The sequence below is a fragment of the Staphylococcus sp. HMSC059F04 genome (assembly GCF_001812565.1).
GTDB classification, from domain to species: domain Bacteria; phylum Bacillota; class Bacilli; order Staphylococcales; family Staphylococcaceae; genus Staphylococcus; species Staphylococcus lugdunensis.
This window is the reverse complement of sequence record NZ_KV809468.1, coordinates 371463-388446: the sequence shown is the minus strand read 5'-3', so window position 1 is coordinate 388446 and position 16984 is coordinate 371463. Positions and strand designations below refer to the sequence as shown.

General features: G+C 33.5%; 16 protein-coding genes. 14 read left to right on the top strand and 2 right to left on the bottom strand.

What is annotated here, in order from left to right; genetic code table 11:
• The first annotated feature begins 266 nt into the window (after positions 1-266).
• From HMPREF2864_RS06750 to HMPREF2864_RS06720, 7 genes are all read left to right on the top strand, one after another.
• A complete protein-coding gene (locus HMPREF2864_RS06750; protein ID WP_070545077.1) occupies positions 267-1064 on the top strand; it encodes an ABC transporter ATP-binding protein in 798 nt (265 codons plus the stop codon).
• Between the two features lie 26 nt (positions 1065-1090).
• Positions 1091-2095, top strand: coding sequence for a FecCD family ABC transporter permease (locus tag HMPREF2864_RS06745; RefSeq protein ID WP_002459817.1), 1005 nt, complete (start codon positions 1091-1093; stop codon positions 2093-2095).
• Positions 2092-3108 (top strand): FecCD family ABC transporter permease, encoded by a 1017-nt coding sequence (locus HMPREF2864_RS06740; protein WP_002459816.1) that lies wholly within the window; start codon positions 2092-2094, stop codon positions 3106-3108. Before HMPREF2864_RS06745 ends, HMPREF2864_RS06740 begins: the two co-directional genes overlap by 4 nt.
• Before the next feature lie 519 nt (positions 3109-3627).
• Positions 3628-4005, top strand: coding sequence for a dihydroxyacetone kinase phosphoryl donor subunit DhaM (gene dhaM, locus HMPREF2864_RS06735; RefSeq protein ID WP_002459815.1), 378 nt, complete (start codon positions 3628-3630; stop codon positions 4003-4005).
• 116 nt (positions 4006-4121) lie between these two features.
• Entirely contained in the window at positions 4122-4625 is a 504-nt protein-coding gene (locus tag HMPREF2864_RS06730; protein ID WP_002459814.1) for a hypothetical protein, read from the top strand.
• Between the two features lie 317 nt (positions 4626-4942).
• Positions 4943-6010: a YkvI family membrane protein gene (locus HMPREF2864_RS06725; protein WP_002479394.1), complete on the top strand. Its 1068-nt coding sequence runs from the start codon at positions 4943-4945 to the stop codon at positions 6008-6010.
• 147 nt (positions 6011-6157) lie between these two features.
• Entirely contained in the window at positions 6158-7207 is a 1050-nt protein-coding gene (locus tag HMPREF2864_RS06720; RefSeq protein WP_060795731.1) for an alpha/beta hydrolase, read from the top strand.
• A gap of 181 nt (positions 7208-7388) precedes the next feature.
• Here HMPREF2864_RS06720 and HMPREF2864_RS06715 read toward each other — a convergent pair whose 3' ends face one another.
• On the bottom strand, positions 7389-7895 hold the full coding sequence (locus tag HMPREF2864_RS06715) for a GNAT family N-acetyltransferase (protein WP_002459811.1): 507 nt from the start codon (positions 7893-7895) through the stop codon (positions 7389-7391).
• A gap of 101 nt (positions 7896-7996) precedes the next feature.
• Between HMPREF2864_RS06715 and HMPREF2864_RS06710 the strand changes: the two genes are divergently transcribed.
• From HMPREF2864_RS06710 to HMPREF2864_RS06680, 7 genes are all read left to right on the top strand, one after another.
• Positions 7997-8920: a Rossmann-fold NAD(P)-binding domain-containing protein gene (locus HMPREF2864_RS06710; protein ID WP_002479392.1), complete on the top strand. Its 924-nt coding sequence runs from the start codon at positions 7997-7999 to the stop codon at positions 8918-8920.
• Positions 8921-8935: 15 nt separating this feature from the next.
• Positions 8936-9610: a response regulator transcription factor GraR/ApsR gene (gene graR / locus HMPREF2864_RS06705; protein ID WP_002459809.1), complete on the top strand. Its 675-nt coding sequence runs from the start codon at positions 8936-8938 to the stop codon at positions 9608-9610.
• A complete protein-coding gene (locus HMPREF2864_RS06700) occupies positions 9603-10643 on the top strand; it encodes a sensor histidine kinase (RefSeq protein WP_002459808.1) in 1041 nt (346 codons plus the stop codon). Before graR ends, HMPREF2864_RS06700 begins: the two co-directional genes overlap by 8 nt.
• A gap of 86 nt (positions 10644-10729) precedes the next feature.
• Entirely contained in the window at positions 10730-11491 is a 762-nt protein-coding gene (locus tag HMPREF2864_RS06695) for an ABC transporter ATP-binding protein (RefSeq protein ID WP_002479391.1), read from the top strand.
• Positions 11481-13370: an FtsX-like permease family protein gene (locus tag HMPREF2864_RS06690; protein ID WP_070545075.1), complete on the top strand. Its 1890-nt coding sequence runs from the start codon at positions 11481-11483 to the stop codon at positions 13368-13370. The genes HMPREF2864_RS06695 and HMPREF2864_RS06690 overlap by 11 nt, the downstream gene beginning before the upstream one ends.
• A gap of 545 nt (positions 13371-13915) precedes the next feature.
• Positions 13916-14533 carry a DUF47 domain-containing protein gene (locus HMPREF2864_RS06685; protein ID WP_002479389.1) on the top strand — a complete coding sequence of 206 codons (618 nt, stop codon included), beginning with the start codon at positions 13916-13918 and terminating at the stop codon, positions 14531-14533.
• Positions 14534-14547: 14 nt separating this feature from the next.
• Complete coding sequence (locus tag HMPREF2864_RS06680; RefSeq protein ID WP_002459804.1) at positions 14548-15549, top strand: inorganic phosphate transporter; 1002 nt, start codon at positions 14548-14550, stop codon at positions 15547-15549.
• Between the two features lie 389 nt (positions 15550-15938).
• Here HMPREF2864_RS06680 and HMPREF2864_RS06675 read toward each other — a convergent pair whose 3' ends face one another.
• Positions 15939-16742 (bottom strand): CHAP domain-containing protein, encoded by an 804-nt coding sequence (locus tag HMPREF2864_RS06675; protein ID WP_002479388.1) that lies wholly within the window; start codon positions 16740-16742, stop codon positions 15939-15941.
• Between the last annotated feature and the right edge of the window lie 242 nt (positions 16743-16984).

Genomic DNA, 16984 nt, shown 5'->3' with positions numbered 1-16984 from the left:
ATTCGTAGTCCCGCCCTGGCAAGGTTGACTAGGAATGAAAAAAGCGTGGTATAAGCGTATTTTCAATTCAGTCAACTACTGTCAATATAGTGTTCATCGCCTAAAATATATTGATGTCTCAACCATTTTGTATAAATAAAAAAGTTTGTTAGTCAATAACTTGTAAAGATGTTATAATAGCTTTTGTGATAATGATTATCAATTGCGTTGTGACAATTAAAATATAGAATAGAAATAAATGAGAATAAATAGAAAGTTGGGGAATTATGAGTCGCTTGAATGGACAACAAGTTGAAATTGGATATGGTGATCATACGATAATTAATAACCTTGATGTAGAAATTCCTGATGGTAAAATAACATCAATTATTGGACCAAATGGATGTGGGAAATCTACGTTATTGAAAGCTTTATCTCGATTACTGTCGATAAAAAAAGGACAAATTATACTTGATGGTGAAAGTATTCATACACAGTCAACAAAAGAAATTGCTAAAAAGATTGCAATCTTACCACAATCTCCAGAAGTAGCTGATGGTTTAACGGTAGGTGAACTTGTTTCATATGGCCGTTTTCCGCATCAGAAAGGATTTGGTCGTCTTTCAGCTGAAGATAAAAAAGAAATTGATTGGGCATTAACTGTAACAGGAACATATGACTTCCGTCACCGCTCAATTAATGACTTAAGTGGTGGACAAAGACAACGCGTATGGATTGCAATAGCCTTAGCACAAAAAACCGACATTATATTTTTGGATGAACCTACAACATACTTAGATATTTGTCACCAGTTAGAAATTTTAGAACTTGTTCAGCGTTTAAACGAAGAACAAGGGTGTACCATTGTGATGGTCTTACATGATATTAACCAGGCTATTCGCTTTTCAGACCATTTGATTGCTATGAAAGATGGGGAAATCGTCGCAAATGGTACAACTAAAGAGGTACTTACAAAGGAAATTTTAGAACAGGTGTTTAATATTGATGTTGTGTTAAGTGAAGATCCACGTACAGGCAAACCATTATTAGTTACCTATGATTTGTTTAGTAAAACATACTCATAAAGATATTTTGAAAAGGATACGTTTTTATGTCGAGCAAAGTAAGTAAGAAAAGAATCAGTTTTATTGTTTATTTGATAGCGACAATAATATTGCTAATAATGGCATTATTATGCTCCATCCTAATAGGGGATGCTAAAATTGATTTTGGCACTATCATGGAAGCAATTTTTAATTATAATCCACATAATCAGCAGCATAATATTATTAGTGAAATTCGTATACCAAGAGATTTAGGTGCTGTCCTTGTTGGGATGGCTTTAGCAGTCGCTGGTGCTGTCATTCAAGGCGTAACTAAAAATGGATTGGCAGACCCTAGCTTAATTGGTTTAAATTCAGGTGCATCATTTGGATTGGCAACAACGTTTGCTTTTTATCCAAGTGCACCTTTTTTAATCATGATGTTGGCTGGATTTTTGGGAGCTATGATAGGTGGATTGATTGTCTTGATGATTGGTAGGTCAAGACGTGACGGATTTAATCCCATGCGCATTATTCTAGCTGGTGCAGCGGTCAGTGCAATGTTGACGGCTTTGAGTCAAGGGATAGCATTGGTATTTCGATTAAATCAATCGTTGACGTTTTGGTCAGCTGGAGGTGTATCAGGTACCACGTGGCATCAATTATGGTGGAGTGGTCCGATCATTATTGTTGCAATCATCGTGATGTTAACCATAAGTAAGCAGTTGACGATTTTAAACCTAGGTGAATCTTTAGCAAAAGGATTAGGTCAGAATGTAACGCTGATTAGAGGCTTAAGTTTAATTTTATCAATGGTACTTGCTGGTGTAGCAGTCTCTATGGTAGGGCAAATCGCATTTGTTGGTTTAATGGTACCTCACATAGTTCGATTTTTAGTTGGTACGGATTATGCTAAAGTATTGCCATTGACAGCGATTATGGGTGGTTTGCTGATGATTGTAGCAGATACAGTAGCGCGCATGTTAGGAGATGCTCCAGTGGGTGCAATCATATCATTTATCGGTGTACCTTACTTCTTATATCTTGTTAAAAGAGGAGGGCGTTCGATATGATTGATCCAAGACTTAGACGTAAACAAATCATTACATTTATTATCATCACGGTTTTATTACTTTTTGCATGTGCTCTAAGTGTTTCTACCGGTGAATATAAAATTCCTATGGATCGTTTCTTTAAAACGTTATTCGGTTTTGGAGAATATACTGACCAGCTTATCTTGATGGAATTTAGGTTTCCAAGAATGATTATTACTATTTTAGCAGGCGCCGCATTAAGTATGAGTGGCGCGATTATTCAAAGTGTTACTAAAAATCCAATTGCAGAACCAGGTATTTTAGGTATTAATGCTGGTGGCGGTTTTGCCATTGCCATTTTTGTTTCTATAGGGCAAGTTGATCCAGATAATTTCATTTATGTGTTACCACTCATTAGTATTATTGGTGGTGTAGCAACTGCACTTTTAATTTTTTCATTTAGTTTAAATAAAAGAGACGGCATTACGCCATCGAGTATGGTGCTTGTAGGTGTTGGAATGCAAGCAGCATTGTATGGCGGCTCGATTACGTTAACTTCTAAATTTGATGAAGATCAGTCAGAGTTCATCGCGAATTGGTTTGCAGGAAGTATATGGGGAGACGAATGGGCATTTGTACTTGCATTCTTACCATGGATTGTGATTATTTTACCTTATTTATTAATTAAATCTAATGAATTAAATTTAATTAACACACATGAACACATTGCAAAAGGCTTAGGTGTTAAATTAGAACGTGAAAGAATCGTGTTGTTTTTTGTAGCAGTAATACTTTCTTCAGTTGCCGTAGCTGTTGCTGGCTCGATTGCTTTTATTGGCTTGATGGGGCCACATATTGCTAAGACAATTGTTGGTCCAAGACATCAACTTTTCTTACCTATAGCAGTAGTAATAGGTGCGTTCTTGCTTGTTATTTCAGATACAATTGGTAAATTAGTTTTAGAACCAACAGGTATACCTGCAGGCATTGTAGTAGCCATTATCGGTGCACCTTATTTCCTATTTTTAATGTATAAAGCTAAATCTATTTAATAAAAGTCGTGTTGGAATGAATCAAAAAGGTAAAATATTTAGCTAAGTCAATACAGCTAATACCATTTGTAAAAGTATTAATGAGCCAATGTGCTTGCTTTTTTATATTTTGATAAATTACATTACGATTGATAACTTGATGTTGCCGGGAGCGGGACTACGAATTCATAATTAATTCTGTACCGCTCCTTATATTTATGTGTTGGTAGTAGTTGTAGTAAATATTGTGATATGTAGTTAAAACATTATGCATCCTTTATATAGCCATAAATGATATATCAAGCGGTTTCTTAAAATGAAAATTCGACAATGATGAAAGATTGATTTTAATGCATGTATCGTATATTTTATAAGTAAATATGACCTGGTCAAAACGGAAGATAGCATCTTGTTGGGTTTTAAGTGGAAAAATACAATTAATGTTGGCATTTCATATGTAATATTTTATATAATTTATAGTAATACAACTTGTGATAGATGGCAGAAGGTAAAAATACTAAATGCAGGGAGAGATGACTTATGACAGCAATTGTTTTGGTAAGTCATAGTGAAGCGATTGCAAATGGTACAAAAGACTTACTGAAGGATATCTCAAAAGATGTTAATATTATTGCATATGGTGGAGAAAATCATAAGTATGGAACGTCAGCAGACGATATTTTAACAATACTGAATCAATTAGAAGAAGATGCATTGTGTTTTTATGACTTAGGATCGGCAGATATGAATTTAGACTTAGCAATTGAGGCATATGATGGAAGTTTTCATATTTATAAAGTGAATGCGCCAATTGTGGAGGGTAGTTTTACCGCAACAGTAAATTTGTCAATGGGAGAAACTGTTGACAAAATATTAAATGATATTGAACAATATTCATTCAAAAAATCAACATTTTAATTATAAAATTAAAATGTAAAAGTTATACTGTGAAATTTTTGCATAGTGCATGCGAAAATGTAAGGTTTATGTTAAACTAAGGAAAATGAGTCCATCTGTGAAAGGAGGACATTAGTATGCAAGAACAAATAAAGAATTTAGTTTTAAATGGTAACTTTGATGCTGTAAGAGAATTAATGTCCGAAGCAGATTATTTAGAATTTGAAGAAGCATATATCTCAAGTGCGCATGAAGTTGAAAGCATGATGTTTTATACGTGCATTTTAGATATGATAAAAGATGAAGAAACAGCTGAATTACATGATTTAGCATTTTTATTACTTGTTTACCCATTGAGTGAAGCAGAAGGTGCGTTGAATTCTGCATATTATCATGCACAAGCATCTATTCAATTAACTGAAGGTAAAGAAGTGAAAAGCTTATTACAAATGCTGTTACTACATGCAATTCCTGAGCCAGTCATTTCAGATGCAAAAGCACTTAAAGTAGCTAAACAAATATTGAAATTAGATCCATCGAATAGTGTGGCAAGAAATATTCTTAAAGAGACAGCTAAACGTATGGATAACGTTGTTGTAGATTTCAACGAATTAAATCGCTATAAAGATGCACATTCATAATATCATTTAAGCTGCGTTAGAAAACCCTTAAACTTGTCAATTGATGAGTTTAGGGCTTTTCTTTTGTTGAAAACGGTTTGCATCTTATCTTCTACTTTCGTGTGTTTACTGTTATAGTATTAAGGTTAATTAGAAATTCAGAAGCAAAGATGCACTACATAACAAAAAAATGGGTAATATTACAACGAGCTCTATTGCTGTTTAGCATAGGCAATAACGCTGATTTGCACCGTCACAACAGCTTTATGCATACTTGCATATTGCAATCAGTACGTTATAATGCTCAATGTCTAAATTTTAAGGAGGTAATTATTTACATGGGGCTGAATAAAGAAGCTGTTAAAATAGGTTTCGCTTACGTCGGCATTGTTGTCGGCGCAGGATTTTCAACCGGTCAAGAAGTTATGCAATTCTTTACACCTTATGGTTTATGGTCATATATTGGTGTAGTTTTATCTGGTTTAATATTAGGATTCATTGGGCGCCAAGTAGCTAAAATTGGTACAGCATTTGAAGCGACAAACCATGAATCAACGCTTCAGTACATTTTTGGTGAAAAGTTTAGTAAAATATTCGATTATATTCTTGTCTTTTTCTTATTTGGTATTGCAGTTACAATGATTGCAGGTGCAGGATCTACATTTACTGAGAGTTTTGGTATTCCTACATGGCTTGGTGCATTAATTATGACACTGGTCATCTACGGCACATTACTTTTAGACTTCAATAAAATCGTACAGGCGTTAGGAATAGTAACGCCATTCTTAATTGTGATGGTCGTGTTAATCGCTATTGTGTACTTATTTAAAGGCACAGTACCTTTAAATGAAGTTGATCAAGTTGTTCCTAAAACAAGTATCGTTTGGGGCATATTAAAAGGTTTACAATACGGAGGATTAGCATTTGCTGTTGGATTTAGTACCATTGTAGCTATCGGGGGTGATGCTTCAAAACGTCACGTCTCAGGTGCAGGTGCAATGTTTGGAGGTATTGTTTATACTATTTTGTTAGCACTTATTAACTTTGCTTTACAAACAGAATATCCAAATATTAAAGATGCGGCAATACCTACATTAAACCTAGCTAATGAAATCAATTCTTGGTTAGGATTGATATTGACAATAATTATGTTAGCTGTCATGTATAATACGATATTAGGTTTATGCTATTCATTTGCTGCACGTTTTACTGAACCGTACAGTAAGAAGTATCATATTTTTATAATAATCATGATGATTGCAGCATATATTTTAAGCTTCGTAGGCTTTGCTGATTTAATTAACTCACTTTATAATATTATGGGAGTTGTAGGATTATTTATTGTTGTTGCAGTACTTATAAAATATTTTAAACGTAAAAATGACAATAAAAAACATATTGCGTAAAGAATCATGGCAATTACGCTTTACAATTAAATTAAGTTGTTTTAATCTTAAAAGCAATTCGTCACTATGAAAAAGGCGAGTTGCTTTAATTTTACAATGTTAAATTGAGTAGAAGAAGTCTATTGATTATGGATGAAGGGATAGAAAATGAAAGAGACTAGAAAATGGTCTTGGATTACGTTGATATGCGTGTTAGTTATTGGTAGTTTGGTTGCGCTTGACTTAAAATATCATTACGATTCAGACCAAAATAATCATAGAACAAACAATAAAGTACAGATTAATAATAAAAATGTCCAAGTCTTTACGGATATTACTTATAGCCATGGTTATCCTAATAGCAAATTAGATATCATTACACCTGAAACAGTTAATGAAAATAGCAAGTTACCAATCATCTTTTGGATGCACGGCGGTGGGTTTGTTGCAGGAGATAAGCAGTATAAAAATCCATTGCTTTCTAAAATTGCTGAACAGGGTTATGTTGTTGTAAATGTTAATTATGCTTTAGCACCTAACTATAAATATCCAACACCGTTAAAACAAATGGATGCAGCGGTAAAATTTATGAAAGATAATCAACATGACTTCCCAATTGATTTTGACCAAGTCATATTAGGTGGGGACTCGGCAGGTGCCCAATTAATGAGTCAATATACTGCAATGCAAACAAATGATAAATTGCGTGAAGAAATGGGTTTCCAACAACAATTCACGCCAGAACAGTTAAAAGGAGCAATCTTTTTCGGTGGCTTTTATAATATGCAGACGGTACGTGCAACTGAATTTCCTCGTATTCAAATGTTTATGCGCAGTTATACTGGTTCTGCCAATTGGGAAACAGATTTTAAAAATATTTCACAAATGTCGACGATTCAGCAAGTGACAAAGCAATTTCCTCCCACTTATTTATCTGTAGGTGACGGCGATCCATTTTACAGCCAAAATGAAAGTTTTATCCGTAAACTTAAAAGTAAACATGTACCTACTACGACACTTTTTTACGATGGTACACATCATTTACATCATCAATATCAATTTCATTTAGAAAAGCCGGAATCTAAAGAAAACATGAAGCGGGTATTGCTATTTCTAAGTCGAAATACGTCTTCATCAGGTGTTGAACGAGGCAATAATCATAGTTTAGACACGCATACACCAGAGAATAATACAGTTAATCTGCTACCTATCGAATGATGATAACAATAATTGTATTTCCGATTAGGTAATGATAAATAAGAGTTAACGCCACGACCAAAAAGTACATTATAGGTCGTGGCGTTATAGCGTATTTAAATATTATGTATAAAATTATATGGTTCAGCAGTGGTACTTTATCATAGTATAAAACACGTTAACGCTATATAGGTATTACGGACTAAATTAACAATTTGCCCAACACATACTTGCTATAATATTTACCATTTATGAACAGCTTATCTCTCAACTCGCCTTCAATAATAAAACCTAAACTTTTAAACAATATGACAGCGCTTTGATTTTCTGGAACTATAGAAGCTTCAAGACGACGAATATGACGATTTAATGCCCATGCTTCTGCAGCGTTTATCAAGGCTTGTCCAATACCTTTACGTTGATATAAATATTTTACGCCTAAGGATATAATAGCCTCATGTTTTGTACGTTCATAATTTTTTGTAGTTACAAAGGCATAGCCAACAAGTTGTTCATCTTGTTCGGCCACGAAAATCGTATTTGCCGGAGATGTTATAAATTTTTCTAAGTTTTTACTTGCACGTTGAATGGTAGGAGCATATTCACCTGGATTATATAATGTGAATTCAGATTCATCATATACTGTCGACAATAGTTGTATGAAGTTTTCTACATCTTTAATGCTTATTTCACGTATAATAGGAGCCATAGTAGACCTCCAATCGTTTAGAATTTATCGTTCTACTATAGTATAGTATATTAAAAGTATAATTGCTCATATCTTTAGTGATTGTTAAAGGGGATATTAAGATGAAACCAAATGTATTGCTTGCAGGGGGTAGTGGCTTTTTAGGTAAACATATTGGTTCTGCCATTGAACATGAGGCAACTTTATATGCTTTATCTAAATATCCAAACCCTCAAGAGACAAAAATTGAAAGTATTACTTGGTTAAAGAAAGATATATATAATTATAAAGATGTCCTAAGTGCAATGGAAGGGATGGACATCGCTATCTTCTACATTGATCCAAATAAACATTCAGCAAAGCTAACACAAGCAACAGCGAGAGATTTAAACCTAATTGCCGCTGATAATTTTGGACGTGCTGCCGCCAAGACAAGCGTGGCAACTATTATATATATTACTGGTAGTCGTTTTGACAAAGAAACGGTGGAGCGTCTGAGCGCATACGGTGTTAACGTACAACAAACAGAGCACATAGTCAAACGGCCACATATTAACGTTGAATTACAAGTTTCTAAGTATGACGATGTCAGAAATGCAATGCATATTGTTTTGCCAAAAAAATGGACACTGAGTCAATTAGTAGATTATTTTATGACTTGGCTAGGTAATACAAAAGGCACTTTTGTTAATACGTGTAAAGAAGGAGATAATTACATTATCTATGGTAAAGTTAAACATAAACCACTTGCCATTATAAAAATTGGTGCAGAAGTAGATGGCATGATTACTTTAAACCTTGTTGGAGGTCGTCTAGTACATCCAAATTTGAAAAAACAGGGCAAATTGGAATTTAGACAATTAAAAGGAACCCAAATGGTTATTGTACATTTATATGATTACATTCCGCGATTATTTTGGCCAATATATTATGTTATTCAAGCTCCCTTACAAGGATTAATTATGCGTGGATTTGAAATTGATTGTAGAATCAAACATTTTCAAGGGCGTATACAAGATGGAGAAAAGATTAAATACACAAAATAATGAAGGTGAAAATTCATGCAAATATTACTCGTAGAAGACGATAAGACGCTATTTAAAGAATTGAAAAAAGAACTAGAACAATGGGATTTTAACGTTATGGGAGTAGAAGATTTTAGCAATGTGATGGAGACATATGAACAAGTTCAACCGGAGATTGTTATTATGGATGTTCAACTTCCTAAATATGATGGATTCTATTGGTGTCGAAAAATGCGCCAAGTGTCTAACGTGCCCATCTTATTTTTATCATCTCGTGATAACCCAATGGATCAAGTAATGAGTATGGAATTAGGTGCAGACGATTATATGCAAAAACCATTTTATACCAACGTGCTTATTGCAAAATTACAAGCGATTTATCGTCGAGTGTATGAGTTTGGCGTAGAAGAAAAGCGTATTTTAAATTGGCAAAAAGCAGTTGTCGATTTATCAAAAGATAGTATTCAAAAAGACGATAAAGTGATTTATTTATCTAAAACAGAGATGATTATCTTAGAAATGTTAATTACGAAACAAAATCAAATCGTGACGCGTGACACATTAATTACAGCACTCTGGGAAGACGAAGCCTTTGTTAGTGATAATACCTTAACTGTTAATGTTAATCGTTTGCGTAAAAAATTAGCTGAATTAGATATGGATACTGCGATTGAAACAAAAGTTGGTAAAGGATATATGGCTCATGAATAACGTGAAATGGTTTTGGCTGTTTATCAAGACACGTAAGAATTGGGTGCTATGGTTTTTATTTTTAAACCTAATGATGCTGGGTATTTCTTATATTGATTACGATATTTCTGTTGATAGTATGATTTATTTAGTGGTGTTAAACATTGGAATGACTGCTATCTTTTTACTCTTTGCTTTTTTAAAAGAAATTAAGTTATATCAACATTTTTATGAAAATAAAGAAATAGAGGAAATAAAGCATAAAGGACTCGCAGAAAGCCCGTTTCAAGAACAAATCGTGGATTATTTGTATCGCAAATTGAATTTACAAAAGGAAAAAGTAACAAAACAGCAACATCAGATTAAAGTAACGGAACAATCAATAACTGAATTTGTTCATGATATTAAAACGCCTGTGACAGCGATGAAATTGTTAATTGATCAGGAACAAAATCAACAGCGCAAACAGTCATTGCTTTATGAGTGGTCTAGAATTAATGAAATGTTAGATAAACAATTATACTTAACGCGCTTAGAGTCTCAAAATAGAGATATGTACTTTGAACAAGTATCATTAAAACGTTTAGTGATTGATGAAATACAATTAACAAGACACATTAGCCAAGCAAAAGGTATTGGCTATAACTTATCATTTGATGGTAATACAATGGTCTACACAGATGTAAAATGGTGCCGCATGATGATTCGGCAAATTTTGTCAAATTCTTTAAAATATAGTAAAAACTCTGATATTCATATGTCAGGCTATATTAAAGGTGAACACGTCCATTTGAAAATTCAAGATGAGGGCAGAGGCATTAGTCAGAAAGACTTGCCAAGAATTTTTGATCGAGGTTATACATCAACTGCTAATCGTGATGAAACAGCTTCTTCGGGTATGGGATTATATTTGGTTGACAGTGTTAAAGCACAATTAGGTATCCAAATTGAAGTGATGTCTGAAATAGGTAAAGGTACGACATTTATTTTAATTTTCCCAAAACAAAATGAGATTATGAAACGGTTGTCAGAAGTGACAAAATTGTCATATTAAATAAGTGTATTGTTACTTAAGATAGCGGCGTTACATATATCGACTCGTTATAATTAAGAGTGAAGATGGATGTAAGGAGTGTTGTTGTGTCAATATTAGTAGTTAAAGAATTAACTAAAATATACGGAAGTAAAGATATGCAGCAGGAAGTATTAAGAGGTATTAATCTTTCAGTTGATGAAGGTGAATTTGTCTCAATAATGGGACCTTCTGGCTCTGGAAAAACGACGTTATTAAATATTTTGGGATCAATTGATTATATGTCACAAGGTTCAGTAGAATTAGCTGGACATAAACTAGAAAAAATGTCGAATAAAGCGCTATCTGATATGCGTAAGCGGGATATTGGGTTTATTTTTCAAGATTATAATTTACTACATACATTGACGGTAAAAGAGAATATTTTATTGCCGTTATCTGTACAAAAAATTAGTAAAGAGATGGCAATGAAGCGTTATCATAAAGTTGTTGAAACATTAAATATTGCAGAACTGGGTGATAAATACCCTTCAGAACTTTCTGGTGGTCAACGGCAGCGAACATCTGCCGCACGCGCTTTTATTACATTACCTAAAATTATTTTTGCAGATGAACCTACAGGCGCTTTAGACTCCAAAAGTTCTCAAGATTTATTGGAACGACTTGTCTATATGAATAAATATCGACAAACGACAATTATCATGGTCACGCATGATCCATTAGCAGCAAGCTTTTCTAATCGTGTAGTCATGTTGAAAGATGGACAAATATTTACTGAGCTCTATCAAGGGGATGATGACGATGAAACATTTTATCGTGAAATTATTCGCACACAAAGTGTTTTAGGTGGGGTTCATCATGAATTTTAATCATATTATCTTGAAAAACTTTAGACAAAATATGAGGCATTATGCGCTGTATTTATTGTCACTTATTATTAGTATTGTCTTATATTTTAGCTTTGTCACAATTAGGTATGTGCGCCATATTAATATTAATCAATCTTTCGATGTCATCCGTGAAGGAACACAATTTGGCAGTTATTTTTTATTTGTGATTATTCTTATTTTCATCATTTATTCAAATATGCTATTTGTTAAGCGGCGCTTTCGAGAATTTGCTTTATATCAAGTGATCGGCTTAAGTAAGCGTAATTTAGTACATATTGTAATGGTTGAGCAGATTGCTATTTATTTCGTAACGTCTATTATTGGTATTCTAATCGGCTTATTTAGCACTAAAATTTTATTGATGATTGTCTTGAAATTGTTAGGCGCTAAAGCAACTGCGCCAATTGTATTTAGTGCTGAAGCCCTGTTACAAACTGGTATGCTTATTGGCAGTGCGTTTATCTTAACTATGGTGCAATCGATTATTTTTATTTATAGATATTCGCTTACAGAATTATTTGAAGATACGGAAGTTAAAGCATTAAGCAATAGTAAGTTGAGTTTTAAGGAAGCGATCTTCGGCATATTAGGGTTACTGATGATCGCAACAAGCTATTACTTTATTACGAATCATCTTGTTGATTTTGTACATATTTCAGTATTGTTTATCATTTGTATTTTATTATTAATAGGGCCATATTTTTTCTTTAGAAGTTCTGTATCTTTAGTCTTAAAATTATTAAAAAGGTTTAAACAAGGGTCTGTGAATGTGAGTGATGTCATATTTACATCGTCTTTAGTCTATCGTGTGCGTAAAAACGCCTTTTCTTTAACGGTAATGGCGATTATTTCATCTATTACTGTCACAGTTCTTTGTATTGCTGCAATAAGTCGCAGCTCGTTAACGAACGAAGTACTATTGGCCTCTCCATATGATGTTACAACGAATCAAACTGCTGCTGCTAATCAATTATCATATATGTTAAATCAACGACAGATTGAACATGACTATAATTATAAAGAATTAATTTATACACACCTTTATAAAAATAAATTATTCAATAGCGATACTGCTAGACCATATTATGTTAATGTCACAAGTGCTGCCTTTTTCCCTAATCGGAACGTAGAGAAAGGTGAAGCAGATTTAATTATCCCTGATGGAACAATTCGACAGTATATGAAACATTACCCACATGGTACTACAGGTATAGGTACTAAAAAACATCATATTAATGTGAAACTAAACAAGGTAATACATGACGTTTATTTTAAAGAAGATAATGATTTAGGAGACCCAACGTTTATATTGAATGATTCAGACTATCAGAAAATTAAAACACATGCTAAAAAGAAAGATAAGATAGTACAATATGGCTTTGATTTAACACACCGGAAAGACGTACCTAAACTGGAGATGATTGTTAATGATATGAATCATCAACTAGAAACACGTAGTCAGATTGTAAGCGAAGTATCCAGCATAACAGGAATTGTGCTATTTGTGACATCATTTTTAGGCATCACATTTCTCATCGCAGTAGGCTGTATTATATATATTAGACAAATGGATGAAACCGAAGATGAACTCGAAAACTATTCCATACTGCGTAAATTAGGTTTCAACCAATACGATATGACAAAAGGACTAAAACTTAAAGTCACATTCAACTTTGGTCTACCACTCATCATTGCACTACTACACGCCTACTTCATCTCAAGAGGATTCATGGACATCATAGGAACCAATAATACAAGCCCTATATACATCGTTATGACCATATACAGCACCATATACGCCATATTTGCAATCATCACATACAACCACACCAAACGCACCATCTGCCACTCGATATAGGGGCCCCAACACAAAGAAACTAATAAAATTAGTTTCCCCAAGCAAAGCAAGTTGGGGTGGGCCCCAACAGAGAGGAAGCGGGACAGCATTCATTATGAATTCGTAGTCCTGCCCCGGCAAGGTTGACTAGGATTGAAAAAGCTTGATATAAGCATATGTTCAATCCAGTCAACTACTGCCAATATATCATTCATAGATATGGTGTTATGGCCATATATTAAGTTGCTTTAAAATACAGTCATTAAAAAGTGTATTCCAGTTACTTATTGCATCAAGCATTACGATTACATTGTCTAATTGTAAAGAATTTGTAAATAGAATTGTGATATTGTAAATTTTATGCTATTTTCAAAGAGGGACAAAGTCAGTATTTGAGAACATTTTATCGCGATGCATAATGACATACTTACAAAATATTTACAAAAGTCAGAAAATGAATCGGGTTAGAGTGATTATAATGTAACAATTTTCTTAATAGGGATTGTCTTTAGTAGTATTAAATTACGGAAGTGATGATTTTCAATCGCTTAAATGGAGGATTTAAAATGTTTACAAAGAAAAAGGATAAGTTCATGGTTCAACTTGAAGAAATGGTTTTCAATTTAGATCGTGCAGCAATGGAATTCGGTAAAATGGATTTCAATACACATTTAGATTTAAAAGCGTATTCTGACAATATCAAAACTTATGAATCTCACGGTGATGAATTAATGCATCAAGTTATTACAGATTTAAATCAAACATTCATTACACCTATTGAACGTGAGGATATCCTATCATTATGCAACGCAATCGATGATGTATTAGATGCAATGGAAGAAACATCTGCAATGTTTGAAATGTATTCAATCGAATATACTGATGAATATATGGCAGAATTTGTTGAAAACATTCAAAAAGCAGTAGCTGAAATGAAATTAGCGGTCGGCTTACTTGTAGATAAAAAATTATCACATATGCGCATTCATTCTATTAATATTAAAGAATTTGAAACAAACTGTGATGGTATTTTACGTCAATCAATGAAGCATATATTTAATAGTGAAACCGATCCAATGACATTAATTAAAATAAAAGACATTTACCAAAGCATGGAAGAAATCGCTGATAAATGCCAAGTTGTAGCAAATAACTTTGAAACAATCATTATGAAAAATAGCTAAGGGAGTTCTTAAAGATGGATTACGTATTAATTATTACGATAGCTATCGTTGTTTTTTCATTGATATTTGACTTTATCAACGGTTTTCACGATACTGCAAACGCGGTAGCTACAGCGGTATCTACTCGTGCTTTAACGCCGAGAAGAGCTATACTATTAGCTGCAATTATGAATTTTATTGGTGCCTTAACATTTACTGGTGTGGCAGGAACAATTACAAAGGATATTGTAAATCCATTTGAATTACATAATGGGCTCGTTGTCGTACTTGCAGCAATTATTTCAGCAATTATTTGGAATTTAGTAACATGGTTTTATGGTATACCTAGTTCATCATCTCATGCTTTGATTGGTTCAATTGCAGGTGCAGCAATTGCATCAACAGGTTCTTTCATGGATATTCATTATCAAGGATTTACCAAAATTATTATCGTATTGATTATTTCACCAATCATTGCATTTTGTGTAGGTTATATCATGTATTCCATTGTGAAAATTGTCTTTAAAAATGCGAATTTAACAAGATCTAACCGTAACTTTAGATTTTTCCAAATTTTTACGGCAGCATTGCAATCCTTCTCACACGGGACAAACGATGCTCAAAAATCAATGGGGATTATTACCTTAGCTTTAATCGTAGCTGATGTGCAACACCAAGTAGAACCTCAGTTATGGGTTAAAGTAGCTTGTGCTACCGCAATGGGCTTAGGTACTGCAATTGGTGGTTGGAAAATCATCAAAACTGTAGGTGGTAATATCATGAAAATTAGACCTGCTAACGGTGCAGCAGCTGATTTATCATCAGCATTAACTATTTTCGTGGCTTCATCACTACATTTCCCATTATCTACTACACATGTTGTATCTTCATCTATTCTAGGTGTAGGTGCAGCTAATCGTGTGAAAGGCGTAAAATGGAGTACAGCGCAACGTATGGTTATCACATGGGTAATTACATTACCTATTTCAGCTGTATTGGCAGCTATTATCTATTTGATTATGCATATTTTCTTATAAAGCATAATAAGTTATTATTAAAATATTGCTAAAACAGGCTAGGACATCATTTTTAGAAAAATAAGCCAGTAAATGCGTTTTTAGTAAATGCATTTACTGGCTTATTCATATTATTCATTGCTTCGTAGTGTATAACTCGGGCTGTCTCAGCCAGCCCAGCTTGCGTTGTCCGTTGGCTTTCTTTAAACTAAGTGAATGTGATGTCTTATGTATAAAATGATGATGCAATAACGCTACCAATAGAAACTTTAGGCGGTTAGATTTTAATCCGTTATAAATAAGTTCAAAGCTATCTATTTATATCTTTTGAGTGAAACGGACTTGAAAGATAATTTTTAACAAAATAAAAAAGCGTAAGAGCTAGGTCTCACGCTTTGATTATTGTTATATTAATGGATAAATGCATAACTAGAAACTTCTGAAGCAGGGATAGTTCTAGTATTTGTGTTATATGGACCATAAGTATAATTCATTTCAGAAATTAAAATACTACCGTCGCCATTAACACGTTCAACATACGCAACATGACCATATGGGCCAGGTGTACTTTGCATAATTGCGCCAACTTCAGGTGAGTTATCTACGCGGTAACCATCATTAGCAGCATTTCCAGCCCAATATTTTGCATCTGACCAATAAGTGCTTATTGGTTTGCCGGCTTGAGAACGACGATCAAATACATACCAAGTACATTGACCGGAAGTATATAGATTAGAATGGTTAAATGTTGGTGTTGTGTTTGTATTTGAAGGTGTTACTGTTGTGCCACCAGAACCAGCACCATTGCCAGAACCACTTGGGATATTTAATGTTTGATTTGGCATGATTAAATAGCCATTTAAATTATTAGCGCGCATTAAGTCATTAACTGATACACCATATTGATTGGCAATAAGATTTAATGATTCTCCAGCTTGAACTGTATGAGATGTTGCTGAAGAATTTTGACCACTATATTGGCTACTGTTGGTATTATTTCCACCAACTGATAAGACTTGACCAGGGAATACAAAGTTATTTGAAAGATTATTACTTTGTTTAATATCGTTAACAGTTGTGTTATGCTGTTGAGCGATACTCCATAAAGATTCACCAGATTTAACGGTGTGTTGTGTTGCGGCTTCGGCATGTTGGTGTGTAAGTGCTGCAGCAGCACCTGATGCAGCTGTAATAGCAAATGCTAATTTTTTCACGTTCATGTCCTCCTTATATTTAAATGCACATTAAGTCATGCACTTTAATTTAAATATTTAATTTCCGATTTATCACTACACCCCCATATTATCAAAAATAGTTTTCTTTGTGGGTATTGTTACTATCTTGTAATATTATTAATAAATGACGATGAAATGTAAATATATTTATAAACGTTGCTGCATAAGGGTTAGAAATGGAAATTATGAAAGTTATTTTCAATATAAAAATTTAATTTGTA